The following is a 20163-nucleotide window of genomic DNA, read 5'->3' as shown; positions in this document are numbered from 1 at the left end:
CTGGCCTTCGGTCCCGGTCACGCCAGCCCCTTCGCCACACGATCGCCAGCGGGAGCCGGGTACAAGCCCAGACAATTTCGTTTATTTCGTATGTTGCGTTTATTTCGATTTTGGAGGAGCATCTGCCATGAACGTAGTCAGGATCGACCGCTGGAGAGCTCCCATGACCGTGCCGCGCCAGGATATCCCCTCGCTGCCACCCACCCCCGAAGAAGCCGAAGCCGCCCGCGCCAGCGGCCGCCTGCTGGCCGCCTACCTCGGCGACGGCGGCAACGGACGCATCAAGGTCATCGACGGCGACGCCACCATCGACGTGCCGGTCAGCGCCCTGCGCATGCTGGTGGAAATCCTCGCCAACATGGCCGAGGGCAAGGCGGTCAGCATCATTCCGGTGAAGGCTGAGCTGACCACCCAGCAGGCGGCCGACTTCCTCAACGTGTCCCGGCCGCATCTGGTCTCGCTGCTCGAAGCCGGCGACATCGCCTTCCACAAGACCGGCACGCATCGGCGCATCTACGCCAGCGACCTGCTGGCCTATCGGCACAAGCGCGATGCGGTGAGCAGGAACGCCCTCGACGAGCTGGCCGCGCAGGCGCAAGAGCTGGGCCTTGGATACTGACTGTGCCCTTTCCGGTGATTTACGACGCCTGCGTGCTGTACCCGGCACCCTTGCGCGACCTGCTCATGCGCCTGGCGCTTACCGGCCTGTTCCGCGCCCACTGGACCGAGCGCATCCATCACGAATGGATGCGCTCGGTGCTGGCCAGGCGTCCGGAGCTGAAGCCGGAAGCGCTGCAGCGCACGCGCGAGCTGATGGACTCAGCCGTGCCCGACTGCCTGGTCGCGGGCTACGAACAGCTCGAGGCAGGCCTGGCGCTTAAAGACCCGGACGACCGCCACGTGCTGGCCGCGGCCATCCGATGCCATGCCGGCGTGATCGTCACGTTCAACCTCAGGGACTTTCCGCAGCACGCGCTCGAACCCTTCCACATCGAAGCGCAGCATCCCGACGAATTCATCCATCACCTGTTCGACCTGCAGCGCGGCAGCGTCTGCGCGGCGGTCAAAGCTCAACGCGAAGCACTGAAGAACCCGCCGAGAACCGTCGAGGAATGCCTGGCGACGCTGCTGGCGCAGGGGCTGCCCACCACCGTGGCGGCGCTGCGCCCGATGACGGGCTTGCTGTAAGCACGCGCAGCGGCTTACTCCCTCCCTGCCCGCAGCACCGCCAGGCCAAGCGCCGCGAACGGCGCCAGCACGGCCTCTGCCGTATCGCCCTCCACCACCAGGGTCTGCGCGGCCTGCACCGGCGCGATCACATACGGCGAGGCCGCGTGCAGTTTCTCCGCCGAAGCGAGCACCACCACTTCGGCCGCGCGTTCGATCAGCGCACGCTTCACGCTGGCTTCCTCGAAATCGCCGGTGCTCAGGCCAGCGGTGGGATGCACGCCGGTGACGCCCATGAAGTACAGGTCGACGCGCACGCGCGCGATCGCCTCCATCGCCGCGGCGCCCACCGCCACCACCGAATGCTTGAACAGGCGTCCGCCGATCAGCACCACCTCGATGCCGGCGTGATCCACCAGTTCCACCGCGATGCTGGGACTGTGCGTGACCACCGTGGCGCGCAGCGCCTGCGGCAGGCTGCGGGCGAGCTGCACGCAGGTGGTGCCGCCGTCGATGAAGACCACCTGCCCGGGCAGCACCATCTGCGCCGCGCGGTGCGCGATGGCGGATTTCGCCTCCGGGCCGATGTGCTGGCGATGGGCGAAGTCCGCCATCGCCGGCGAGGCTGGCAGCGCGCCGCCGTGCACGCGTTGCAGCAGGCCTTCGGCGGCCAGCTCGCGCAGGTCGCGGCGCACGGTGTCTTCGGACACCCCGAAGGTTTCGCTCATCGCTTTGGCGACGACCTGCCCGTCCCGTTGCAGGGCCGCGAGGATGGCTTGCTTGCGCTGGCTGGTCAGCATAGCATTTGCACGAATTTAATTGACTTTGCACGAAACTGCACGATACGGTAGCCAGCGTCCCCTGTCCAGCTGGATTCCCCCATGTCCACCACCCCCGACCGGGTCCGCGTGATCGACAGCCAGGTGCTGTCGAACGACTGGTACCTGCTCAAGAAGACCATTTACGACTTCCGCCGCGCCGACGGCAGCTGGCAGCGCCAGCAGCGCGAGACCTACGACCGCGGCAACGGCGCCGCCCTGCTGCTGTACCAGCGCGAGACGCGGAGCGTGGTGCTGGTGCGGCAATTCCGCTTCCCCTGCTTCGTCAACGGCCACGACGGCATGCTGATCGAAGCACCCGCCGGCCTGCTCGACCAGGCCACACCCGAGCAGCGCATCCGCGCCGAAGCGGAGGAAGAGACCGGCTACCGCGTCGGCGAAGTGCGCAAGGTGTTCGAGGCTTTCATGAGTCCCGGCTCGGTCACCGAGAAGCTGCATTTCTTCGTCGCCGAATACGACGCCTCGCAGAAGGTGGGCGACGGCGGCGGGCTGCCCGGCGAAGGCGAGGACATCGAAGTGCTGGAGCTGCCGTTCGACGACGCCATGGCCATGCTCCGCCGCGGTGAGATCGTCGACGGCAAGACCATCATGCTGCTGCAGTACGCGGCGATGCATGTATTCGGGACTTGAGCGAACGCGGCGCGAAAAAAAAGCAGGGTCGCCGTAGCGGCCCTGCTTCTGCCGGAATAGGTCCGTCGCGCGTGGGTGGCATCGCTCGGGTAACGATGCCCGCGTGACGGAGGGGAGAAACCATGCGCGAGCCAAGAGCACAGACGCACTCCGGCCCGCTGACCATCTCCGGCCGCCTGGAGCCGACCATGGCTGCGCGCAACCTTAGGTTGCGATCGATGCCTCGACTTATATCCAGCTCACAAAGCGGCCAAGAACCGGCGCGGTGGGGCTTGCAATGGTTGTGATTGTGCAGGGGCGCACATCCGGTTCACGCGCTGGATCGCATCGGTCTTCACGGCGCCTTACCGCGCGCTGCGCAGAACACGCAGGCTATACGGATAGGCGCAGCGTCCGTTCGTCATCTGTCGCGCCACGCCTTGACCCGTACGCCGGACTGATAGCTGTCGCCCACGCCCGGCTCCGGCAGCTCGCCATCCGGATCGACCGCACGCCCAAGCATCTGACTGCCCGCATCGTCGTCGAACGAGCGATGCGCCCTCGCCTGCCCCGTGCCGCTGCGCCGGCCGACACCGCCCTCCGGGGCGATCGCACGCTCCGGTGGCGTCGCCGCGCTCGCCGTGGACGACTCACCGTCACCGCCGGTCGAGCCCGACTCGTCTTCGTCCTCGTCTTCGCGCGGCAGCTGCTTGGTGGGCAATTCGCCTCCCTGCTTCGGCTCGTCCTCGGGGGCGGTATCGCGGCGGGGATGCTTGTTGTCTGCGTTGGCCATGGCATGCGCTCCTGCTGCGGAGGGCTCATGGTCCAACCTGGATGATCAGCACGGCGTGGAAGCGGCGTGGTGATTGCGGAACGGCACAGTGAACGCGCTGCTTGAGTCCATAAAAAAAGCCCCGCATTGGCGGGGCTTTCTTCGTGTCGGGCAAGCACGCCCGATCAGGCAAACGGATCATCCAGCACAATCGTGTCGTCACGATCCGCACCCGTCGCCACGATCGCCAGGCGGCAACCGGAAAGCTCTTCCACCGCGCGCAGGTAAGCACGCGCCGCGGCCGGCAGCTTGTTCCAGTCGCGGATGCCGGCGGTGGATTCTTCCCAACCCGGGAATTCCAGATACACCGGCTTGCATTCCGCCCAGCCGTCCGCGTCCAGCGGGGCCAGCTCGCGGCGCTTGCCGCGGTATTCGTAGGCGATGCAGACCTTGATGCTGGGCAGGCCGTCGAGCACGTCGAGCTTGGTGATGGCCAGGCCGTTGATGCCGTTGATCTGCACCGCGCGCTTGAGCGCCACCAGGTCGATCCAGCCGCAGCGGCGCGGACGGCCGGTGCTGGCGCCGAACTCGTTGCCGACCTTGCGCAGGCGCTCGCCCATCTCGTCGTGCAGCTCGGTGGGGAACGGACCGCCGCCGACGCGCGTCGCATAGGCCTTGCAGATGCCCAGCACGTAGTCGATGTCGCCCGCGCCCACGCCGGTGCCGGCCAGCGCGCCGCCGACCGTGGTGTTGGACGAGGTGACGTAGGGATAGGTGCCGTGGTCAATATCCAGCAGCGCGCCCTGGGCGCCTTCATACAGGATGTGGCCGCCTTCCTTGCGCACGTCGTGCAGGATGGTGGCGACGTCGTCGACCATCGGGCGGATGAACTCGCCATAGGCCAGCGCGTCATCCAGCACCTGCTGGTAGTCGACCGCCTCGGCCTTCAGCCACTGGGTGAGGATGAAGTTGTGGTACTCGACCGCGGTCTTCACCTTCTCCGGCAGCTCGTGCGGATACATCAGGTCGGCCACGCGGATGGAGCGGCGGGCGACCTTGTCCTCGTAGGCCGGGCCGATGCCGCGGCCGGTGGTGCCGATCGCGCTCTTGCCGGCGGCGGCTTCGCGCGCCTTATCCACGGCGATGTGGTACGGCATGATCAGCGGGGTGGCCGGGCTGATCTTCAGGCGCGAGCGCACTTCCACGCCCTGCGCTTCCAGTTCCTCGATCTCGGTCTTCAGCGCCTGCGGCGACAGCACCACGCCGTTGCCGATCAGGCAGAGCGCGTCGTCGCGCAGGATGCCGGACGGAATCAGGTGCAGCACGGTCTTCTTGCCGCCGATGACCAGCGTGTGGCCGGCATTGTGGCCGCCCTGGAAGCGTGCGACCGCCCGCACCTGCTCGGTCAGCAGGTCGACGATCTTGCCCTTGCCTTCGTCGCCCCATTGCGCGCCGAGGATTACGACTGACTTGCCCATGATCTTTCTCGCTCGTAGGTCGTGGCCCCATCGGGGGGCCGGAGGATGTTGAATCGAAAACGTTGCAGGCAACCGCGCGTCAATGCACCAGCTGCAGGAACAGCAGCCCGGCCGCCATGACCACCGCGCCGCAGATGCGCAGGCTCCGCGGCTCCATCTTCAGCGCCTCGCGCACCATGCTCTGCCAGCCGCGCGGCGAGGCGAACAGCACCAGTCCCTCGATCACCAGGACCAGGCACAGCGCGGCGGCGAGGTCGTGCGACATGCCCGGCTGCCTCAGCGCTTGCTCGCGCCGTCGTTGAAATACTTCAGGAACTCCGAATCCGGCTTCAGCACCAGCACGCCCTTGCCGTCGTCGAACGACTTACGGTACGCGCCGAGGCTGCGGTAGAAGGCGAAGAATTCCGGATCCTGCCCGTAGGCCTGCGCGTAGATCGCCGCGGCCTGCGCGTCGCCTTCGCCGCGGATCTTGGCCGCGTCGCGCTCGGCTTCGGCGCGGATCACCTGGCCCTGGCGGTCGGCGTCGGCCTGGATGGTTTCGGCGGCCTGGCGGCCGGTGGAGCGCAATTCGTTGGCCAGCTGCAGGCGCTCGGCGCGCATGCGCTTGTACACCGACTCGCTCACTTCGTCCGGCAGGTCGATGCGCTTGATGCGCACGTCGACCACGGCGATGCCGAGGCTCTTGCGCGCGGTGGCGTCGGTCTGCTTGCGCACGCGCTCGGTGATGTCCTTGCGGCCGCCAGCGATCAGTTCCTGCAGGGTGCGGCCGTTGAACTCGAAGCGCAGGGCGTCTTTCACGATCGGCGACAGGCGGTTGGCGGCCTGCAGCTCGGCGCCGGCGGTGGCGCGGTAATAGGCGGCGTTGTCGGCGATGCGCCACTTCACGTAGAAGTCGACGTTGACGCTCTTCTTCTCGGAGGTGAAGTAGCGCTCCGGCTGCGCCTCCAGGGTGAGGATGCGGTTGTCGAACAGGAGGGCCTGCTGGATCAGCGGCAGCTTGAAGTGCAGGCCGGGCGTGTCGCCCGTGCGCACGATGCGGCCGAACTGCAGCACCAGCGCGCTCTGCCCTTCGTGCACCACGTAGGCGCTGTTGAAACCGAGCAGGACGGCGATGACGACGATGATGCCGGCGAGGAATTTCATCACTGCTTCTCCTTGCCCGAGTCGGCGGCCGGCGCCACCGTGCCCACGCCCGGCAGGTCGCGCACGGCGGCGCGGTCCAGCGGCAGGTAGATCATGTTGCGGCCGCCGGTGCCGTCCAGCACCTTGGGATTGTTGGACATCACGTCCTCGACGGTTTCCAGCCACAGGCGGCGGCGGGTCACTTCGGGCGCGCCGCGGTATTCCTTGAGGATGAGGTTGAAGCGGTCGGCGTCGCCGGTGGCGCGCGCCACGCGCTCGGCCGAGTAGCCCTGCGCCTGGGCCGCGATGCGCGAGGCTTCGCCGCGTGCTTCGGGCACCACCTTGCTGGCGTAGGCGCGGGCGTTGTTCTCGGTGCCCTGCTTGTCTTCGCGCGCGGCGTTGACGTCGTCGAAGGCGTCCTTCACTTCCTGCGGCGGCGACACGTTCTGGAAGCTCACGTCGGTGACGGCGAGGCCGGCGTCGTAGCTGTCCAGGGTGGCCTGGAGGATCTCGCGGGTCTGCTGCTGCAGCGTGTCGCGCGTCTGCGCGGCGGCGGCGGCCTGGGTCACCGCGGCCTGCGCGGCGGCGACCGGCGCGGCCGCGGTGGACGGCGCGGCGGGCACGGCGGCCTGCTCCGGCGCGGAGCTGGTGAGGATGTTGTCCATCACATTGGCGCCGACCACGGAGCGCACCGCGGCCTCGGCGGCCTGGCGCAGCGTATCTTCCGGCTGGCCGCTCAGCGAGAACAGGAATTTGCGTGCGTCCGACACCTGGTACTGCACGTTGAAGTCGACCGAGATGATGTTCTCGTCGCTGGTCAGCATGCGCACCTTGTCGGACACCGAGCGCACCTCGGTCGTGCTGACCTTGGTGACGGTCTCCAGCGGACGCGGCAGCTTGAAGTGGAAGCCCGGCTGCAGGGTGCGGGCGTACTGGCCGAAGCGCAGCACCACGCCGGCCTGGCGGGCGTCGACGATGGTGTAGCTGCTCAGCAGCAGGGAGGCCAGCAGCAGGGCGAGCACGATGGTGAGCACGCCGCCGGGGCCGCCGCCTAAGCGGGACAACCGGTTCTTCAACTGCTTGAAAGCATCGTCCAGACCGGATTTACCGGGGTTCTGGCGAGGCTTGCCCCAGGGGTCACGTTGCCCGTTACCGGGTTCGTTCCAGGCCATTGTCAGTCTCCTTGAGGCCGCTGGGAGGCCGGCAGCAATAGCCGGAAGCACCTTGGTCGGAAAGCATCATGGTGGCGAGTCGCGTCCGGGCAAGGGTCCTGCCCGGCAGGGAAGCGGCACAAACGGCGGGCATTCTAGCAGAGGCGGACGGGCGAAGGCCCGTCCCGCCTCGCTCACGGCTCGTCGCGGGGCTCGCCCAGCAAGCCGCGCAGCAGCTCGGCCTCGGCCGGGCTGCCGCCGCTCAGCGGGGCGATGACGCTGCGCGGCGCGTCGATGCGCAGGCGCCAGCCGTCCACGTCCACGTCCTCGCCGGCGATGGCGCCGGCGGCCTTCAGCCGCGCATGCAGGCGGCCGGCGGTGAGCGGCAGGCGCAGCTCGGACTGCACGCGCTCGCCGCCGAGCAGTTCGCCCAGGGCCTGGCGCAGCAGGTCCAGGCCCTGCCCCGTGGCGGCCGACAGCCACACGGTGGCCGGGCGGCCTTCGTCGTCGCGGTCGATGCGCGGCTCGGTGCCGGCCAGGTCGATCTTGTTCATCACGCGCAGCTGCGGCACGTCGCCGGCGTCGATTTCCTCCAGCACGCCGTCGACCACCTTGTGCAGGTATTCGCGCTCCTCGTCGGCGGCGTCGCTCACGTGCAGCAGCAGGTCGGCGTCGCGCGCCTCGGCCAGGGTGGCGCGGAACGCGGCCACCAGGTCGTGCGGAAGATCGCGGATGAAGCCTACGGTGTCGGCCAGCACAGCCGGGCCGCAGCTGAGGTCGTCCAGCTTGCGCACGGTGGGGTCGAGCGTGGCGAACAGCAGGTCGGCGGCGAACACCTCGCCCGAAGTCAGCTTATTGAACAGCGTGGACTTGCCGGCATTGGTGTAGCCCACCAGGGCCACCCGCGGCACCGTGTTGCGCAGGCGCGCGCGGCGCTGCTGGGTGCGCTGCACCTGCACCTTCTCCAGGCGCTTGCTCAGCATCTTCACGCGCTCGGCGAGCAGGCGGCGGTCGGTTTCCAGCTGGGTTTCGCCCGGGCCGCGGTTGCCGATGGCACCGCCGCGCTGGGCGTCCAGATGGGTCCAGCCGCGCACCAGGCGGGTGGCGACGTGCTTGAGCTGGGCCAGCTCCACTTCCAGCTTGCCTTCGTGCGAGCGGGCGCGCTGGGCGAAGATGTCCAGGATCAGGCCGGCGCGGTCGACCACGCGGGTCTTCAGGTGCTTCTCGAGGTTGCGCTCCTGCACCGGGCTGAGGGTGTGGTCCACCAGCACCAGGTCGGCTTCGAGCGCGCGCACCATCTCGGCGACCTCGTCGGCCTTGCCGGAACCGATGTAGTAGCGCGGGTTGGGGTCCTCGACGCGGGCGGCGACGCTGCCCAGCACTTCGGCGCCGGCGGATTTCACCAGCTCGGTGAATTCTTCGGCGCGGCGCACGGTGTCGCCCTCGCCACGGGAATGCGGCAGCACCAGTACGGCGCGCTCGCCTTTCTTTTGTCTATCGAACACGGATGCGGAATGACCTGTGCGGAATGGGCCCGGCACCGGGCCGGACGGCCGCGACGGGGCGAATGCGAAGTGTAGCGGCGCCAGCGGCCGCGGGGGTCGGAAACGACCAAGCGGCGGGACCTTAAGGCCCGCCGCCTCTTACACATGGGTCATTCCAGGCCCGTTTCAACCTTCCGTTTCGGGCGCCGTCGTAGCCTCGACGTGGCCCTCGTGGCCGGTCCCCATCCGCACGTTGCGGCTGGGCACCACGGTGGAAATGGCGTGCTTGTAGACCATCTGGCTGACCTGGTTGCGCAGCAGCACCACGAACTGGTCGAACGACTCGATCGTGCCCTGCAGCTTGATGCCGTTGACCAGGTAGATGGCAACCGGGACGCGCTCGCGGCGCAGTGCGTTCAAAAACGGATCTTGCAATGACTGCCCTTTGGACATTGTTGTTCTCCCCTCGCATCGGACGGGCCGGATAAAAGACGCTCGCGCGCCCCGGCCCAAGGCTTCGGAATATTAACCACTTTTAAATCGTTGATGAAAGGCTCCGCGCCCGCGTTGGAAAGCCTTTCCGGCAGGCTGCCCGGGAAGCGCGAACCCGTTCGCCAAAACCGCGCGCCAACCTTAGCCGGAAGCGCCCAGGAACAGCTCCAGCGCGTCGACGGCCCGGGCCTCCAGGCCGGGGCGGTCGGGGTCGAAAGTCCGCGCGTCCAGCTCGCCGCGCAGCCAGGTGATCTGGCGCTTGGCCAACTGGCGGGTGGCGAACACGCCGCGGTCGCGGAATTGTGCGGCGTCGGTGGCGCCATCCAGATGCTCCCAGGCCTGCCGGTAGCCGACCGCGCGCATCGAGGGCAGGTCCGGATGCAGGTCGCCGCGCGCGCGCAGGCCGCGTATCTCGTCGAGGAAGCCGTCGCGCAGCATGGCGTCGAAGCGTTCGGCGATGCGCGCGTGCAGCGGCGCCCGGTCCGCCGGCAGCAGGGCCAGCTTGAGCACCCGCCACGGAAAGCGCTCGCCGCTGCCGCCGCGCTGCTGTTCGGACAGCGGGCGGCCGGTGAGTTCGATCACTTCCAGCGCGCGCTGGATGCGCTGCGCGTCGTTCGGCCCGATCCGCGCGGCGGCGGCGGCATCGGCCTGGCGCAGGCGCTCGTGCATGGCGGGCCAGCCGATGAGCACCGCCTCTTCGGTGAGACGCTCGCGGATCGCCGCGTCCGCCTCCGGCAAATGTGACAGCCCATGTTGCAGCGCGCGGAAGTACAGGCCGGTGCCGCCGACCAGCAGCGGAACCTTGCCGCGCGCCGTGATGTCTTTCATCGCCTGCAGGGCGTCGGCGCGGAAATCCGCCGCCGAATACGGCTCGGCCGGATCGCGGATATCGATCAGCGCGTGCGGATGGCGCGCCAGCGTCGCCGCATCCGGCTTGGCCGCGCCGATGTCCAGGCCGCGGTACACCAGCGCGGAATCCACGCTCACCAGCTCAACCGGAAAATTCTCGCTCAGCGCACACGCCAACGCGGTCTTGCCCGACGCCGTAGGGCCCATCAAGAAAATGCTGGGGTGACGCGAGTCGGCAGGCATGTACGCTTCCGGAGGGCTCAAGGTGACGTGCTGGGTCAGGCTGGCATGCAGCGTTTTCCCGCCCAACGGCAACGCAACGCCATTTGGACGGTATGGGCACGTGCCTTGCTTCACATTTTGGACGAGAATCACGGTGTCTTGCACGATCGCAACCGTGGTCAGCCACAGCGAACCGCCGAGACAACGTTGAACGGGGGGAAGTACGGAATGAACAAACGCAAGTACATGGTGGCCGAACCCGGCAACCGCGCCTCGGCACCCGCTGCCGCCGCCAAGCCCGCGCGTGCGGGCGACGATGGCGCGCCACCGGTGTGGCACAAGGACAACCGCGGTTTCTGGTTCGTGGTCTGCGTCGCGGCCAGCCTGGTTTTCGCGCTGATCTATTCGGCGCTGCGCTGAGCCGCCGTGCAGGTTGGGGTGAGCGCAGCGAACCCCAACGCGGCCGCGGCGCCCGGCCTTCCCTTTGATAGGACGACCTGAAACGTCTGTTGGGGTTCGCTGCGCTCACCCCAACCTACGTTCGCCGCCGGCGCGGCATCACCGCGCCGGCACGCCCAGCTCCTTCAGCAGCCACGGCGCCGGATACACCTTGTCCATCAGCCAGCGCATGTAGCGCATGTCCACGTGGATCGCGCGCTTGTAGCGCGGATCGAACATCCAGCTCGCGCTCACCGCTTCCCAGTTGCTGTCGAAATTCAGCCCCACCAGCTGGCCGTGCGCATTGAGCACGGGCGAGCCGGAGTTGCCGCCGGTGGTGTCGAGGTTGCTGAGGAAATCCACTGGCATCACACCGGAACGCTTGTCCAGATAGCCCTCGTAGTCGCCCTTGGCGATGGCGTCCAGCAGCGGCTTGGGCGCGTCGAACGGTTCCACCCCGGTGTTCTTCTCGACGATACCGGCGGTGCTGGTCAGCGGCGAATAGCTCACCGCGTCGCGTGCCTTCAGCGGCGTGACCTTGCCGTAGCTGACGCGCAAGGTGGAGTTGGCATCCGGATAGACCGCCCGCCCCTGCTGCTCGCGATAGGCGATCAGCGCCTGCATATAGGCCGGGCGCAGGCGCAGCAGCTCGCCGTCGCGCTCCTTGCGCTGGTCTTCGATGCGCAGCAGCGCCGGCTGCAGCGCCGCCGCCAGCTTGAGCAGCGCGTCGTCCGACTTCGCCACTTCGTCGGGCTGCGCCTTCAGCCAATGCAGGCGCTGCGCCTCGTCGCCGAGCTGGGTGGCGCCATACACGCGGTCCAGCGTCCCGGCCAGTTCGGCCGGCGTGCGGCCGAAGGCGGCGTCGAATTCCGGCACGCGCTGCGGATCGGGCAACTGCTGATAGCGGATGAGCAGAGCCGTGAGGATGCGTTTTTCCACCCCCGCGTCGTAGCGGCGCTGCACCTGCTTGAGCATGCCGGCGGTGAGGTCCTCGTCGCGCTGCTGGTAGCCGGTTTCGCGGTCGGCGTCGGGCTTGGCGCGTTCGTGGGCGTAGCGCTGCAAGGTGAGCGCCGAGCGCAGCAGCTGCGTCTGCGCTTGCAGGATGGCGAAGAGCAGATCGCGCTCGCGGTTGGCATTGCCGCCGGCGATCAGCTTGGCCACCGTGTCGATGTCCGGGCGCAGCGTTCTTGCCTGCGGCTGCTTGTCCAGCCACGCCAGCATGGCGTCCTCGTCCTTGCGGCGGATGTCGACCGCGTCGCTGCGCTTGAGGCCGTCGAGTTCGCCGCTGAAACGCTTGATGCCGTTCTTCAGCGACTGCAGTTGCGAGGCGTAGCGGATCGCCGCCTGCTTGTCGGCGCGGCCGGCGTCCTCGATCACGCCCTGCACCTGCTTCATCACCTCCACCGACTTGGGCAGACGCCATTGCACCTGGTCGGCGAACTCCGCCGCCGTGCGGTGGCGATAGGTGGTGCCGGGATAGCCGGCGAGCATGACGAAGTCGCCCTCGTTCACGCCTTCGCTGGCGACCTGCAGATGCGCCGGCGGGTGGTACGGCTGGTTTTCCTTGGCATAGGCCGCCGGCCTGCCGTCGGGGCCGACATAGGCGCGCAGCACGGTGAAGTCGCCGCTGTGGCGCGGCCAGACGAAGTTGTCCACTTCGTCGCCGTAGTTGCCGATGGCGCGCGGCGGCGCGTAGACCAGGCGCACGTCGCGGATCTCCAGCTGCTTCACCAGGTAGAAATCGCGCCCGTAGAACATGTTGACCACGCTGCAGCGATAGCCCGCCTCGCGCTCGCACTCGGCCACCAGCGCCTTGCCGGCGGCGTCCACCGCGTCGTAGTAGGCGCGGCCGGTCTTGCCCCGGGCCTGGGCCAGCACCTGGTCGGTGACCTTGTCGAAGCCGGTGGTCACGCGCAGGCGGAAGTCCGGATTGGCCGGCAGCTCCTGCGCGCGGTCGCCGGCGACGAAGCCGTGCTGGATCAGGTCGCGCTGCGGGTTGCTGTTGTACTGGATGACGCCGAAGGCCACGTGGTGGTTGGTCAGCACCAGGCCGTCGCCGCTGACGAAGGCGCCGGTGGCGCCGCCCACCTTGACCACCGCGCTGAGCGGCGGCCTGGTCAGGTCCGCCAGGTCGGCCGGGTTGCCCTGGAAGCCGGCGGCGCGCAGCTGCTTGCCGATCGAGGGCAGCTGCGAGGGCATCCACATGCCCTCGTCCGCCTGCGCGCCCGGGGCCAGGCCCATCGCCATGGCCGCGGCCAGGCCCATCGTCTTCTTACGCATCCGCTGTCCCTTCTGGGTGATCGCACAAACTTGCGACCTTAGACCGAAGCGGCCGGGCCGGCAACGCTGCACTGCACGAAGACGGCCCGCCGTGCCCGCACTTTATAATCGCCGCTTTCCCCGCCCGCCTTGCGGGCCAGCCGATGGATTCCCCATGCAGCAGACGATGAAAGCCCTGGTCAAGCGCTTGCCCGAGCAGGGCATCTGGATGGAAGAAGTGCCCGTGCCGGAGGTCGGCCCCAACGAGGTGCTGATCAAGATGGAAAAAACCGCCATCTGCGGCACCGACCTGCATATCTACAAGTGGGACGAGTGGAGCCAGCGCACCATCAAGCCGGGCCTGACCATCGGCCATGAATTCGTCGGCCGCATCGTCGAGATCGGCCCTGGCGTCACCGGCTACAAGATCGGCGACCGCGTCTCGGCCGAGGGCCATATCGTATGCGGCCACTGCCGCAACTGCCGCGCCGGCCGCCAGCACCTGTGCCCGAACACGGTGGGCATCGGCGTGAACCGCAACGGCGCCTTCGCCGAATACATGGCCATGCCGGCCTCCAACCTGTGGCCGATCCCGGACCAGATCCCCTCGGAGCTGGCCGCCTTCTTCGACCCCTACGGCAACGCCGCGCACTGCGCGCTGGAGTTCGACCTGATCGGCGAGGACGTGCTGATCACCGGCGCCGGCCCGATCGGCATCATCGCCGCCGGCATCGCCAAGCACGTGGGCGCGCGCAACGTGGTGGTCACCGACGTCAACGACTACCGCCTGAAGCTGGCCGCCGACATGGGCGCCACCCGCGTGGTGAACGTGGCCAACCAGTCGCTGCGCGACGTGGTGAAGGACCTGCACATCGAAGGCTTCGACGTGGGCCTGGAGATGAGCGGCAACCCGCGCGCCTTCAACGACATGCTCGACTGCATGTATCACGGCGGCAAGATCGCCATGCTCGGCATCATGCCGCGCGGCGCCGGCATCGACTGGGACAAGGTGATCTTCAAGGGCCTCACCCTGCAGGGCATCTACGGCCGCCGCATGTACGAGACCTGGTACAAGATGACCCAGATGGTGCTCACCGGCTTCCCGCTGCAGAAGGTGCTCACCCACCAGATCCATATCGACGACTTCCAGAAGGGCTTCGACCTGATGGATGCCGGCCATTGCGGCAAGGTCGTGTGTTCCTGGCTTTGATGCGGAGCCGGCTCTGATCGTGGCCTGAAGGCTCCCGCGCCGGGCGTGCGCGGGAGCCCACCGAAACGTCTCACGCACGGGTAAACTCCCCCCGCGACCGGCGCTTATGGGACTGGGTTAGGCAGTGCGCGGCCGGGGTAGGACCGCACGCCGTCGGGTCGCTTAACTGACGGAGCATCGCCCGCATGGCAGATCAGATTTCTTCCGGCAGTTCCCGGCTGGCGGCGGCGCGCACACGTGCGCTCACCGTCTACCGCTCGCGGCGCACGCGCAAGACCGCGCTGATCGCCGCCATCGTGCTGGTGCTGTTCGGCCTGTTCGGCTTTCTCGCCGCGCCGTCGATCATCCGCGGCCAGATCGAAAAGCACGCCAGCGCCGCGCTGGACCGGCCAGTGACGCTGGGCAAGGTGCACCTCAACCCCTACACCTTGCGGCTGCAGCTGGACCAGCTGCATATCGGCGAACGCGACGGCAAGGCCAGCTTCGTCGACGTCGACCAGATCGTCGCCAACACCTCGTGGACCTCGCTGTTCCGCCTGGCGCCGGTGCTGGACGAACTCTCGCTGCAGCGCCCGCGCATCCACATCGCGCGCACGGCCGACCAGCGCTTCAATTTCTCCGACATCATCGAGCGCTACGCATCGCAACCGGCCGCGCCCGACGCCAAGCCGGCGCGCTTCGCGCTGTCCAATATCAGCGTGCACGGCGGCGACATCGTGTTCGACGACCAGGCGGCGAAAGCCAGTCACCATGTCGAGCAACTGGAACTTGGCATTCCCTTCCTCGCCAACCTGCCCAGCAGCACCGACGTGTTCGTCAAACCGCTGCTGGCGCTGAAGGTGGACGGCAGCCCGCTGCGCATCGAAGGCCAGACCAAGCCGTTCGCCAGCAACCGCGAATCGGCGATCGGCTTCCAGCTCGACCGCCTCGACCTGCCCCGCTACCTCGGCTATGTGCCCAAGCCGCTGCCGATCGCGATTCCGAAGGGCCTGCTCAGCGGCAAGCTGGAACTCAATTTCGTGCAGACACCGGATGCGCCGCAGGTGCGCCTCACCGGCAACCTGCAGCTGGACGATTTCGCGCTGGACAGCAGCAAGGGCGAGCCGATCGCGCGCCTCGGCCATGGCACGGCGGAGTTGGCGGACGTGCAGCCGCTGGTGTCGCGCTACCGGCTTGGCGCGCTGAAGCTGGAGCAGGCCCAGGTCTACTACACGGCAAGCGAAGGCGGACACAGCAACTACGACACGTTGACGGCGCCGTCGGTGCCAGCCGATCCGGCGAAGAAAGCCGCGCCCACCGACCTGCGCATCGCCTCGATCGCGCTCACCGGCAGCGCCATCCACTACACCGACGCCACGCAGAACAAGCTCGATCTCGCCAACCTGCACGGCAGCCTGCTCGGCCTGAGCATGCTTGCCGCGCCGCCGGCGAAGCTCGATCTGGCCGGCCAGCTGTTCGGCGGCGACATCGGCGCCAAGGGCACGCTCGACCTGGCCGCGGCCACGCTGAAGGCGGCGCTGTCGCTCAAGCAAGTGGACATGGTGCCGCTGCAGGCGATGGCCGGCTCCGCCATGGCCGCGCGCGCCGCCAAGGGCAAGCTCGATGCCAATGGCCAGTTGCAGCTGGACTGGGGCAAGGCCGTCAATGTTCACCTGGCGCCGGCGCAGGCGACGGTGAGCGATTTCGCGCTGGAAGCCGGCGGCAAGGGCCAGGCCGCACCGGTGGCCTGGGGCAAGCTGCAGGCGGACATCGAACAGATCGACCTGGCGTCGCGCCAGGCGCGCCTGAAAAGCCTGGTCGGCACCGGCCTTAGCCTGGACGTGCAGCGCGCGGCCAACGGCACTATTTCGCTCACCGAATTGTTCGCGCCGCCCAAGACCGCCGCCAAGGCAGCGGCGCCACGCGGCAAGGCCAGGCCGGCCGACGCCGGACCGGCGTGGCAATGGAGCATCGCCCACCTCGGCGTGGACAACGGCGCCGTGCGCTTCGCCGACCACGCGGTGGGCAACGGCAAGCCCGCGGTGGTGGAAGTGACGGCGCTGAAGGGCGGCATCGACGAGCTCAGCGACACGTTCAACCAGCAGCGCGCGATGAAGCTGGACGGCTCCATCGGCAAGGGCACGTTCTCGCTCGCCGGCAAGGTGCAGCCCTCCCCTGCCCTGGCCGAACTGGACGTCACCACCCGCGGCCTGGACATCGCCACCTTCGCGCCGTACATCAGCGTGCCGCTGAACGTGACCATCTCCAGCGCGCGCCTGAGCGGCAAGGGCAAGCTGCATTACGACGGACGCAGCGCGGAACCGAAGTTCGGCTTCAAGGGCAATGCCGCGCTGGAACGCGTGCGCGTGCAGGACAAGGTCACCGGCGACGACTTCCTGCGCTGGAGCGCGCTCAACGCCGGCAACCTCGACGTGGCCTACGGCAGCGGCACGCCGCGCATGCACGTGGGCAGCCTGGTGCTGAGCGCGTTCTATGCGCGCATGATCGTCAATGCGAATGGACGGCTGAATCTGGCTGACGTGGTGGCGAAGCCGGAGCAGGAAGCGCCGGTCTCGGTGACGCGCGCCGAAACCAATGCGCCGGCGGCACCCAAGGTGTCGAAGACGACGACGGAAACCGAGAAGCCCACCGAATCGATCGCTCCGGCGGCGGATATCCAGCTCGGCCAGATCACCCTGCTCAACGGCCAGCTCAACTACACCGACAACTTCATCAAGCCCAACTACACCGCCAACCTCACCAAGGTCACCGGCAAGATCGGCGCGTTCGGCACCGCGGGCGGCCCGCCGGCCGAGGTGGCCGTGCAGGCGCAGCTGGACGACAACTCGCCGGTGGACATCAGCGGCAGCATGAATCCGCTGGCGCCGGTGGCCTTCCTGGATATCCAGGGCAAGGCCAACGAAGTGGAGCTGACGCGCCTCAGCGCCTACTCCAGCAAGTACACCGGCTATCCGATCACCGCGGGCAAGCTCACCGTCGACGTGAAGTACAACCTCGACCAGCGCAAGCTCAAGGCCGACAACCACATCTACATCACCCAGCTCACCTTCGGCGACCGCATCGAAGCGCCCGGCATTTCGCACCTGCCGGTGAAGCTGGCGGTGGCGCTGCTGAAGGACACGCAGGGCAATATCGACGTCAACGTGCCGGTGTCCGGCTCGCTGGACGATCCGCAGTTCAGCATGGGCGGCCTGATCTGGCGCGCCATCGGCAACCTGATCGTCAAGGCGGTGACCTCGCCGTTCCGCCTGCTCGGCTCGGCCTTCGGCGGCGGCGACCACGAAGACCTCGGCTACGTGGAATTCGAACCCGGCTCGGCCGTGCTCAACGGCGCCGCGCAGGAGCGCCTGGGCAAGGTGGTGGCGATGCTCAACCAGAAGACCTCGCTGACCCTGGATATCGTCGGCCGCGCCGATCCGGCGCAGGACCAGAACGGGCTGCGCAAGGTGACCGTGCAGGACATGATCCGCAAGGAGAAGCTGCTGGACGACGGCGGCAAGAACGCCGACACCTCGCCCGCCGCGCTCGCCGCGGTGGCGATCACGCCGGACCAGGAAGAGCGCTATCTGGCGCGTGCGTACAAGCACGCCGACGACATCGACAAGCCGCGCAATGCGCTGGGACTGAAGAAGTCGCTGGAGCCCGACGAAATGCGGGCCTTGCTGGAGACCAACGTCAAGACCGACGATGCGGCGATGCGCGACCTGGCCGAGCGCCGCGCCAACGCGGTGCGCGACTGGCTGAAGGGCAAGCTGCCGGACAACCGGTATGGGCTGAAGGATCCCAAGCTGACGCCGGAGGGGATCGACGACAAGGGCAAGACGACACGGGTGGATTTCGGCTTGCATTGACGCTTGCCGGCCTGCGCAGCCTGCGTAGGTTGGGGTGAGCCGCAGGCGAACCCCAACCGCGCCACGTCCAGACGCACCGCATCGTTGGGGTTCGCCTGCGGCTCACCCCAACCTGCGCGGGCTTTTCGATCAGGCTCGGGTTTTCCGGCGGGCCGCAAAGGCTCACAATCGGCATCTTTCCCCCCAAGGGCCGATCCCGATGAGCTACTCCGACACCACCCGCGCGCGCTACGCCGCCGAACTGGATTCCATCCGCGAGCAGGGCCTGTTCAAGGGCGAGCGCGTGATCGTCTCGCCGCAGTCGGCGCAGATCGAGCTGGAGGGCGGGCGCAAGGTGCTGAACTTCTGCGCCAACAACTACCTGGGCCTGGCCGATCATCCCGACGTGATCCAGGCCGCCAAGGAGGCGCTGGACAGCCACGGCTTCGGCATGGCCTCGGTGCGCTTCATCTGCGGCACGCAGGACCTGCACAAGCAGCTGGAAAAGAAGATCGCCGAGTTCTTCGGCACCGAGGACACCATCCTCTACGCCGCCTGCTTCGACGCCAACGGCGGCCTGTACGAGCCGCTGCTGGGCGAAGAGGACGCGATCATTTCCGATGCGCTCAACCACGCCTCGATCATCGACGGCATCCGCCTGTGCAAGGCCAAGCGCTTCCGCTACGCCAATTGCGACATGGCCGACCTGGAAAAGCAGCTGCAGGCGGCCGACGCCGCGGGCGCGCGCACCAAGCTGATCACCACCGACGGTGCGTTCTCGATGGACGGCTTTATCGCGCCGCTGGACAAGATCGCCGCGCTCGCCGCCAAGTACGACGCGATGGTGCATATCGACGAATGCCACTGCACCGGCTTCCTCGGCGACAGCGGCCGCGGCTCGGCTGAAGTCAACGGCGTGATGGACAAGATCGACATCTTCACCGGCACCCTGGGCAAGGCGCTCGGCGGCGCGCTGGGCGGCTTCACCACCGGCAGCGCCGAAGTGATCGAACTGCTGCGCCAGCGCTCGCGTCCTTATCTGTTTTCCAACTCGCTGCCGCCGCACGTGGTGGCCGCGGCGCTGAAGGTGTTCGACATGCTGTCCAGCGCGGGCGAGCTGCGCCAGCGCGTGCAGGAGAACACCCGCTACTTCCGCGAGCAGATGAGCCAGGCCGGCTTCGACATCAAGCCGGGCGTGCACCCGATCGTGCCGGTGATGATCTACGACGCCAAGAAGGCGCAGGCCATGGCGGCGAAGCTGCTGGAGGAAGGCATCTACGTCACCGGCTTCTTCTATCCGGTGGTGCCGCAGGGCCAGGCGCGCATCCGCACGCAGATGAGCGCGGCGCATACGCGCGAGCACCTGGACCGCGCGATCGCGGCGTTCACCAAGGTGGGCCGCGAGCTTGGGGTGATCGGCTGAGCATCGACGGGGGAGCGGTTGCGCTCCCCCGCTTCCGCTATTGCAGCGCGCTGAGTTCGGCGCGGTAGCGCCAGGTTTCGGTAGTGGCCGATTGCACGGCATCGCCGATGTCGCGCTGTGCAGCTTCGTCGTTCGCCAGCAGCGAACCGAGGCTGCGTTCGAAACCGTCATAGCTGGCCCAGCGATCGCGGGCCACCAGCAGCATGTATTGCGCCGAGTCGCCGCCGGTGACCAGGCGATACCAGGTATGGGCCGGGGCGCCGGGTTCCTTCTGCAAGGCCTGGCGTGCGACGGCCAGCGCGCGCTCGAAACGCGCCTCCATGCCAAGCCGCACGTGCACGTGCGTCACCTGCATGGTGGCGCTGGGCTTGCGGTTCTCCAGCGGCGTACCGGTGCTGGCTTCGCGCAGCAGCACATAGGTGGGCTGTCCCATCGGGATGGCATACGCAGACACGTTGGCGCGGAAATCGGCGCCGTCGCCCGCTACGTCCACCCGATGATCGAAGGCGGCGAACGGCTCGCCCACGCTGGCGTCGACGAACCAGCCGCTGCGCTCGCCGTCCTCGATGGTCCAGCCGTACCAGGACAGCGGATCGCGGTGGGCGCGATGCCATGCGAGGTGCTGGCGGTAGCCCTGCTCGAACTTATCGGCGGCGCCGGTTTGCATGCGGTAGAGGTAGAAATGTGCGGCATGGCCCGGGGCGGCCTGGCTTGGGGCAGCATGGGCGGGCAAGGCCAGGCACAGGGCTAGCAGAAACGGGTGGCAGCGGCTCATGGGGATTCCTGGCGGGTGGGCGGCTGCGATTCTCGGCTTGCCG

General features: G+C 68.0%; 18 protein-coding genes. 7 read left to right on the top strand and 11 right to left on the bottom strand.

What is annotated here, in order from left to right; translation table 11 throughout:
* Window positions 1-163: 163 nt before the first annotated feature.
* Together ISN75_RS06525 and ISN75_RS06520 are read left to right on the top strand one after the other, a co-directional pair.
* A complete protein-coding gene (locus ISN75_RS06525) occupies window positions 164-619 on the top strand; it encodes an excisionase family DNA-binding protein (protein ID WP_168648620.1) in 456 nt (151 codons plus the stop codon).
* A gap of 2 nt (window positions 620-621) precedes the next feature.
* Complete coding sequence (locus ISN75_RS06520) at window positions 622-1188, top strand: PIN domain-containing protein (protein WP_343203701.1); 567 nt, start codon at window positions 622-624, stop codon at window positions 1186-1188.
* A gap of 14 nt (window positions 1189-1202) precedes the next feature.
* On the opposite strand, the gene ISN75_RS06515 is transcribed toward ISN75_RS06520, so the two are convergent.
* The gene (locus ISN75_RS06515) at window positions 1203-1967 is read right to left on the bottom strand and encodes a DeoR/GlpR family DNA-binding transcription regulator (protein ID WP_168648526.1); all 765 of its coding nucleotides are present in this window, start codon (window positions 1965-1967) and stop codon (window positions 1203-1205) included.
* Between the two features lie 81 nt (window positions 1968-2048).
* Here ISN75_RS06515 and ISN75_RS06510 point away from each other — a divergent pair, with 81 nt between their 5' ends.
* Complete coding sequence (locus ISN75_RS06510) at window positions 2049-2636, top strand: NUDIX domain-containing protein (protein WP_168648525.1); 588 nt, start codon at window positions 2049-2051, stop codon at window positions 2634-2636.
* 400 nt (window positions 2637-3036) lie between these two features.
* Here the strand turns inward: ISN75_RS06510 and ISN75_RS06505 are convergent, their stop codons facing one another.
* The 8 genes from ISN75_RS06505 to miaA form a co-directional block, all read right to left on the bottom strand.
* Window positions 3037-3408, bottom strand: a complete 372-nt coding sequence (locus tag ISN75_RS06505) for a hypothetical protein (protein ID WP_167258408.1) — start codon at window positions 3406-3408, stop codon at window positions 3037-3039.
* 164 nt (window positions 3409-3572) lie between these two features.
* Complete coding sequence (locus ISN75_RS06500) at window positions 3573-4865, bottom strand: adenylosuccinate synthase (protein ID WP_167258410.1); 1293 nt, start codon at window positions 4863-4865, stop codon at window positions 3573-3575.
* A 79-nt stretch (window positions 4866-4944) separates the two neighbouring features.
* Window positions 4945-5130 (bottom strand): DUF2065 domain-containing protein, encoded by a 186-nt coding sequence (locus ISN75_RS06495; protein WP_167258412.1) that lies wholly within the window; start codon window positions 5128-5130, stop codon window positions 4945-4947.
* Window positions 5131-5141: 11 nt separating this feature from the next.
* Window positions 5142-6008, bottom strand: coding sequence for a protease modulator HflC (hflC, locus tag ISN75_RS06490; RefSeq protein ID WP_168648524.1), 867 nt, complete (start codon window positions 6006-6008; stop codon window positions 5142-5144).
* A complete protein-coding gene (gene hflK, locus ISN75_RS06485; protein WP_167258416.1) occupies window positions 6008-7159 on the bottom strand; it encodes an FtsH protease activity modulator HflK in 1152 nt (383 codons plus the stop codon). Before hflK ends, hflC begins: the two co-directional genes overlap by 1 nt.
* 173 nt (window positions 7160-7332) lie before the next feature.
* A complete protein-coding gene (gene hflX / locus ISN75_RS06480) occupies window positions 7333-8643 on the bottom strand; it encodes a ribosome rescue GTPase HflX (protein WP_168648523.1) in 1311 nt (436 codons plus the stop codon).
* Between the two features lie 165 nt (window positions 8644-8808).
* Entirely contained in the window at window positions 8809-9075 is a 267-nt protein-coding gene (hfq, locus tag ISN75_RS06475; RefSeq protein ID WP_167258420.1) for an RNA chaperone Hfq, read from the bottom strand.
* Window positions 9076-9255: 180 nt separating this feature from the next.
* Entirely contained in the window at window positions 9256-10206 is a 951-nt protein-coding gene (miaA, locus tag ISN75_RS06470; protein WP_168648522.1) for a tRNA (adenosine(37)-N6)-dimethylallyltransferase MiaA, read from the bottom strand.
* Between the two features lie 207 nt (window positions 10207-10413).
* Here miaA and ISN75_RS06465 point away from each other — a divergent pair, with 207 nt between their 5' ends.
* Window positions 10414-10605, top strand: coding sequence for a hypothetical protein (locus ISN75_RS06465; protein WP_167258424.1), 192 nt, complete (start codon window positions 10414-10416; stop codon window positions 10603-10605).
* A gap of 138 nt (window positions 10606-10743) precedes the next feature.
* On the opposite strand, the gene ISN75_RS06460 is transcribed toward ISN75_RS06465, so the two are convergent.
* Window positions 10744-12903 carry a S46 family peptidase gene (locus ISN75_RS06460; protein ID WP_168648521.1) on the bottom strand — a complete coding sequence of 720 codons (2160 nt, stop codon included), beginning with the start codon at window positions 12901-12903 and terminating at the stop codon, window positions 10744-10746.
* Window positions 12904-13057: 154 nt separating this feature from the next.
* On the opposite strand from ISN75_RS06460, the gene tdh reads away from it, so the two are divergent.
* The 3 genes from tdh (at window position 13058) to kbl (ending at window position 19345) form a co-directional block, all read left to right on the top strand.
* Window positions 13058-14092, top strand: coding sequence for an L-threonine 3-dehydrogenase (tdh, locus tag ISN75_RS06455; RefSeq protein WP_210427788.1), 1035 nt, complete (start codon window positions 13058-13060; stop codon window positions 14090-14092).
* A 185-nt stretch (window positions 14093-14277) separates the two neighbouring features.
* A complete protein-coding gene (locus tag ISN75_RS06450) occupies window positions 14278-17943 on the top strand; it encodes a DUF748 domain-containing protein (RefSeq protein ID WP_343819696.1) in 3666 nt (1221 codons plus the stop codon).
* Between the two features lie 199 nt (window positions 17944-18142).
* Window positions 18143-19345: a glycine C-acetyltransferase gene (kbl, locus tag ISN75_RS06445; protein WP_167258430.1), complete on the top strand. Its 1203-nt coding sequence runs from the start codon at window positions 18143-18145 to the stop codon at window positions 19343-19345.
* 37 nt (window positions 19346-19382) lie between these two features.
* Here kbl and ISN75_RS06440 read toward each other — a convergent pair whose 3' ends face one another.
* Complete coding sequence (locus tag ISN75_RS06440) at window positions 19383-20120, bottom strand: hypothetical protein (RefSeq protein WP_343819694.1); 738 nt, start codon at window positions 20118-20120, stop codon at window positions 19383-19385.
* Window positions 20121-20163 lie beyond the last annotated feature (43 nt).

Origin of the sequence: Dyella marensis (assembly GCF_049532885.1) — a bacterium.
GTDB classification, from domain to species: domain Bacteria; phylum Pseudomonadota; class Gammaproteobacteria; order Xanthomonadales; family Rhodanobacteraceae; genus Dyella_D; species Dyella_D marensis.
The sequence above is the reverse complement of the archived record's forward strand: the minus strand, read 5'-3'. Positions and strand labels throughout refer to the sequence as shown.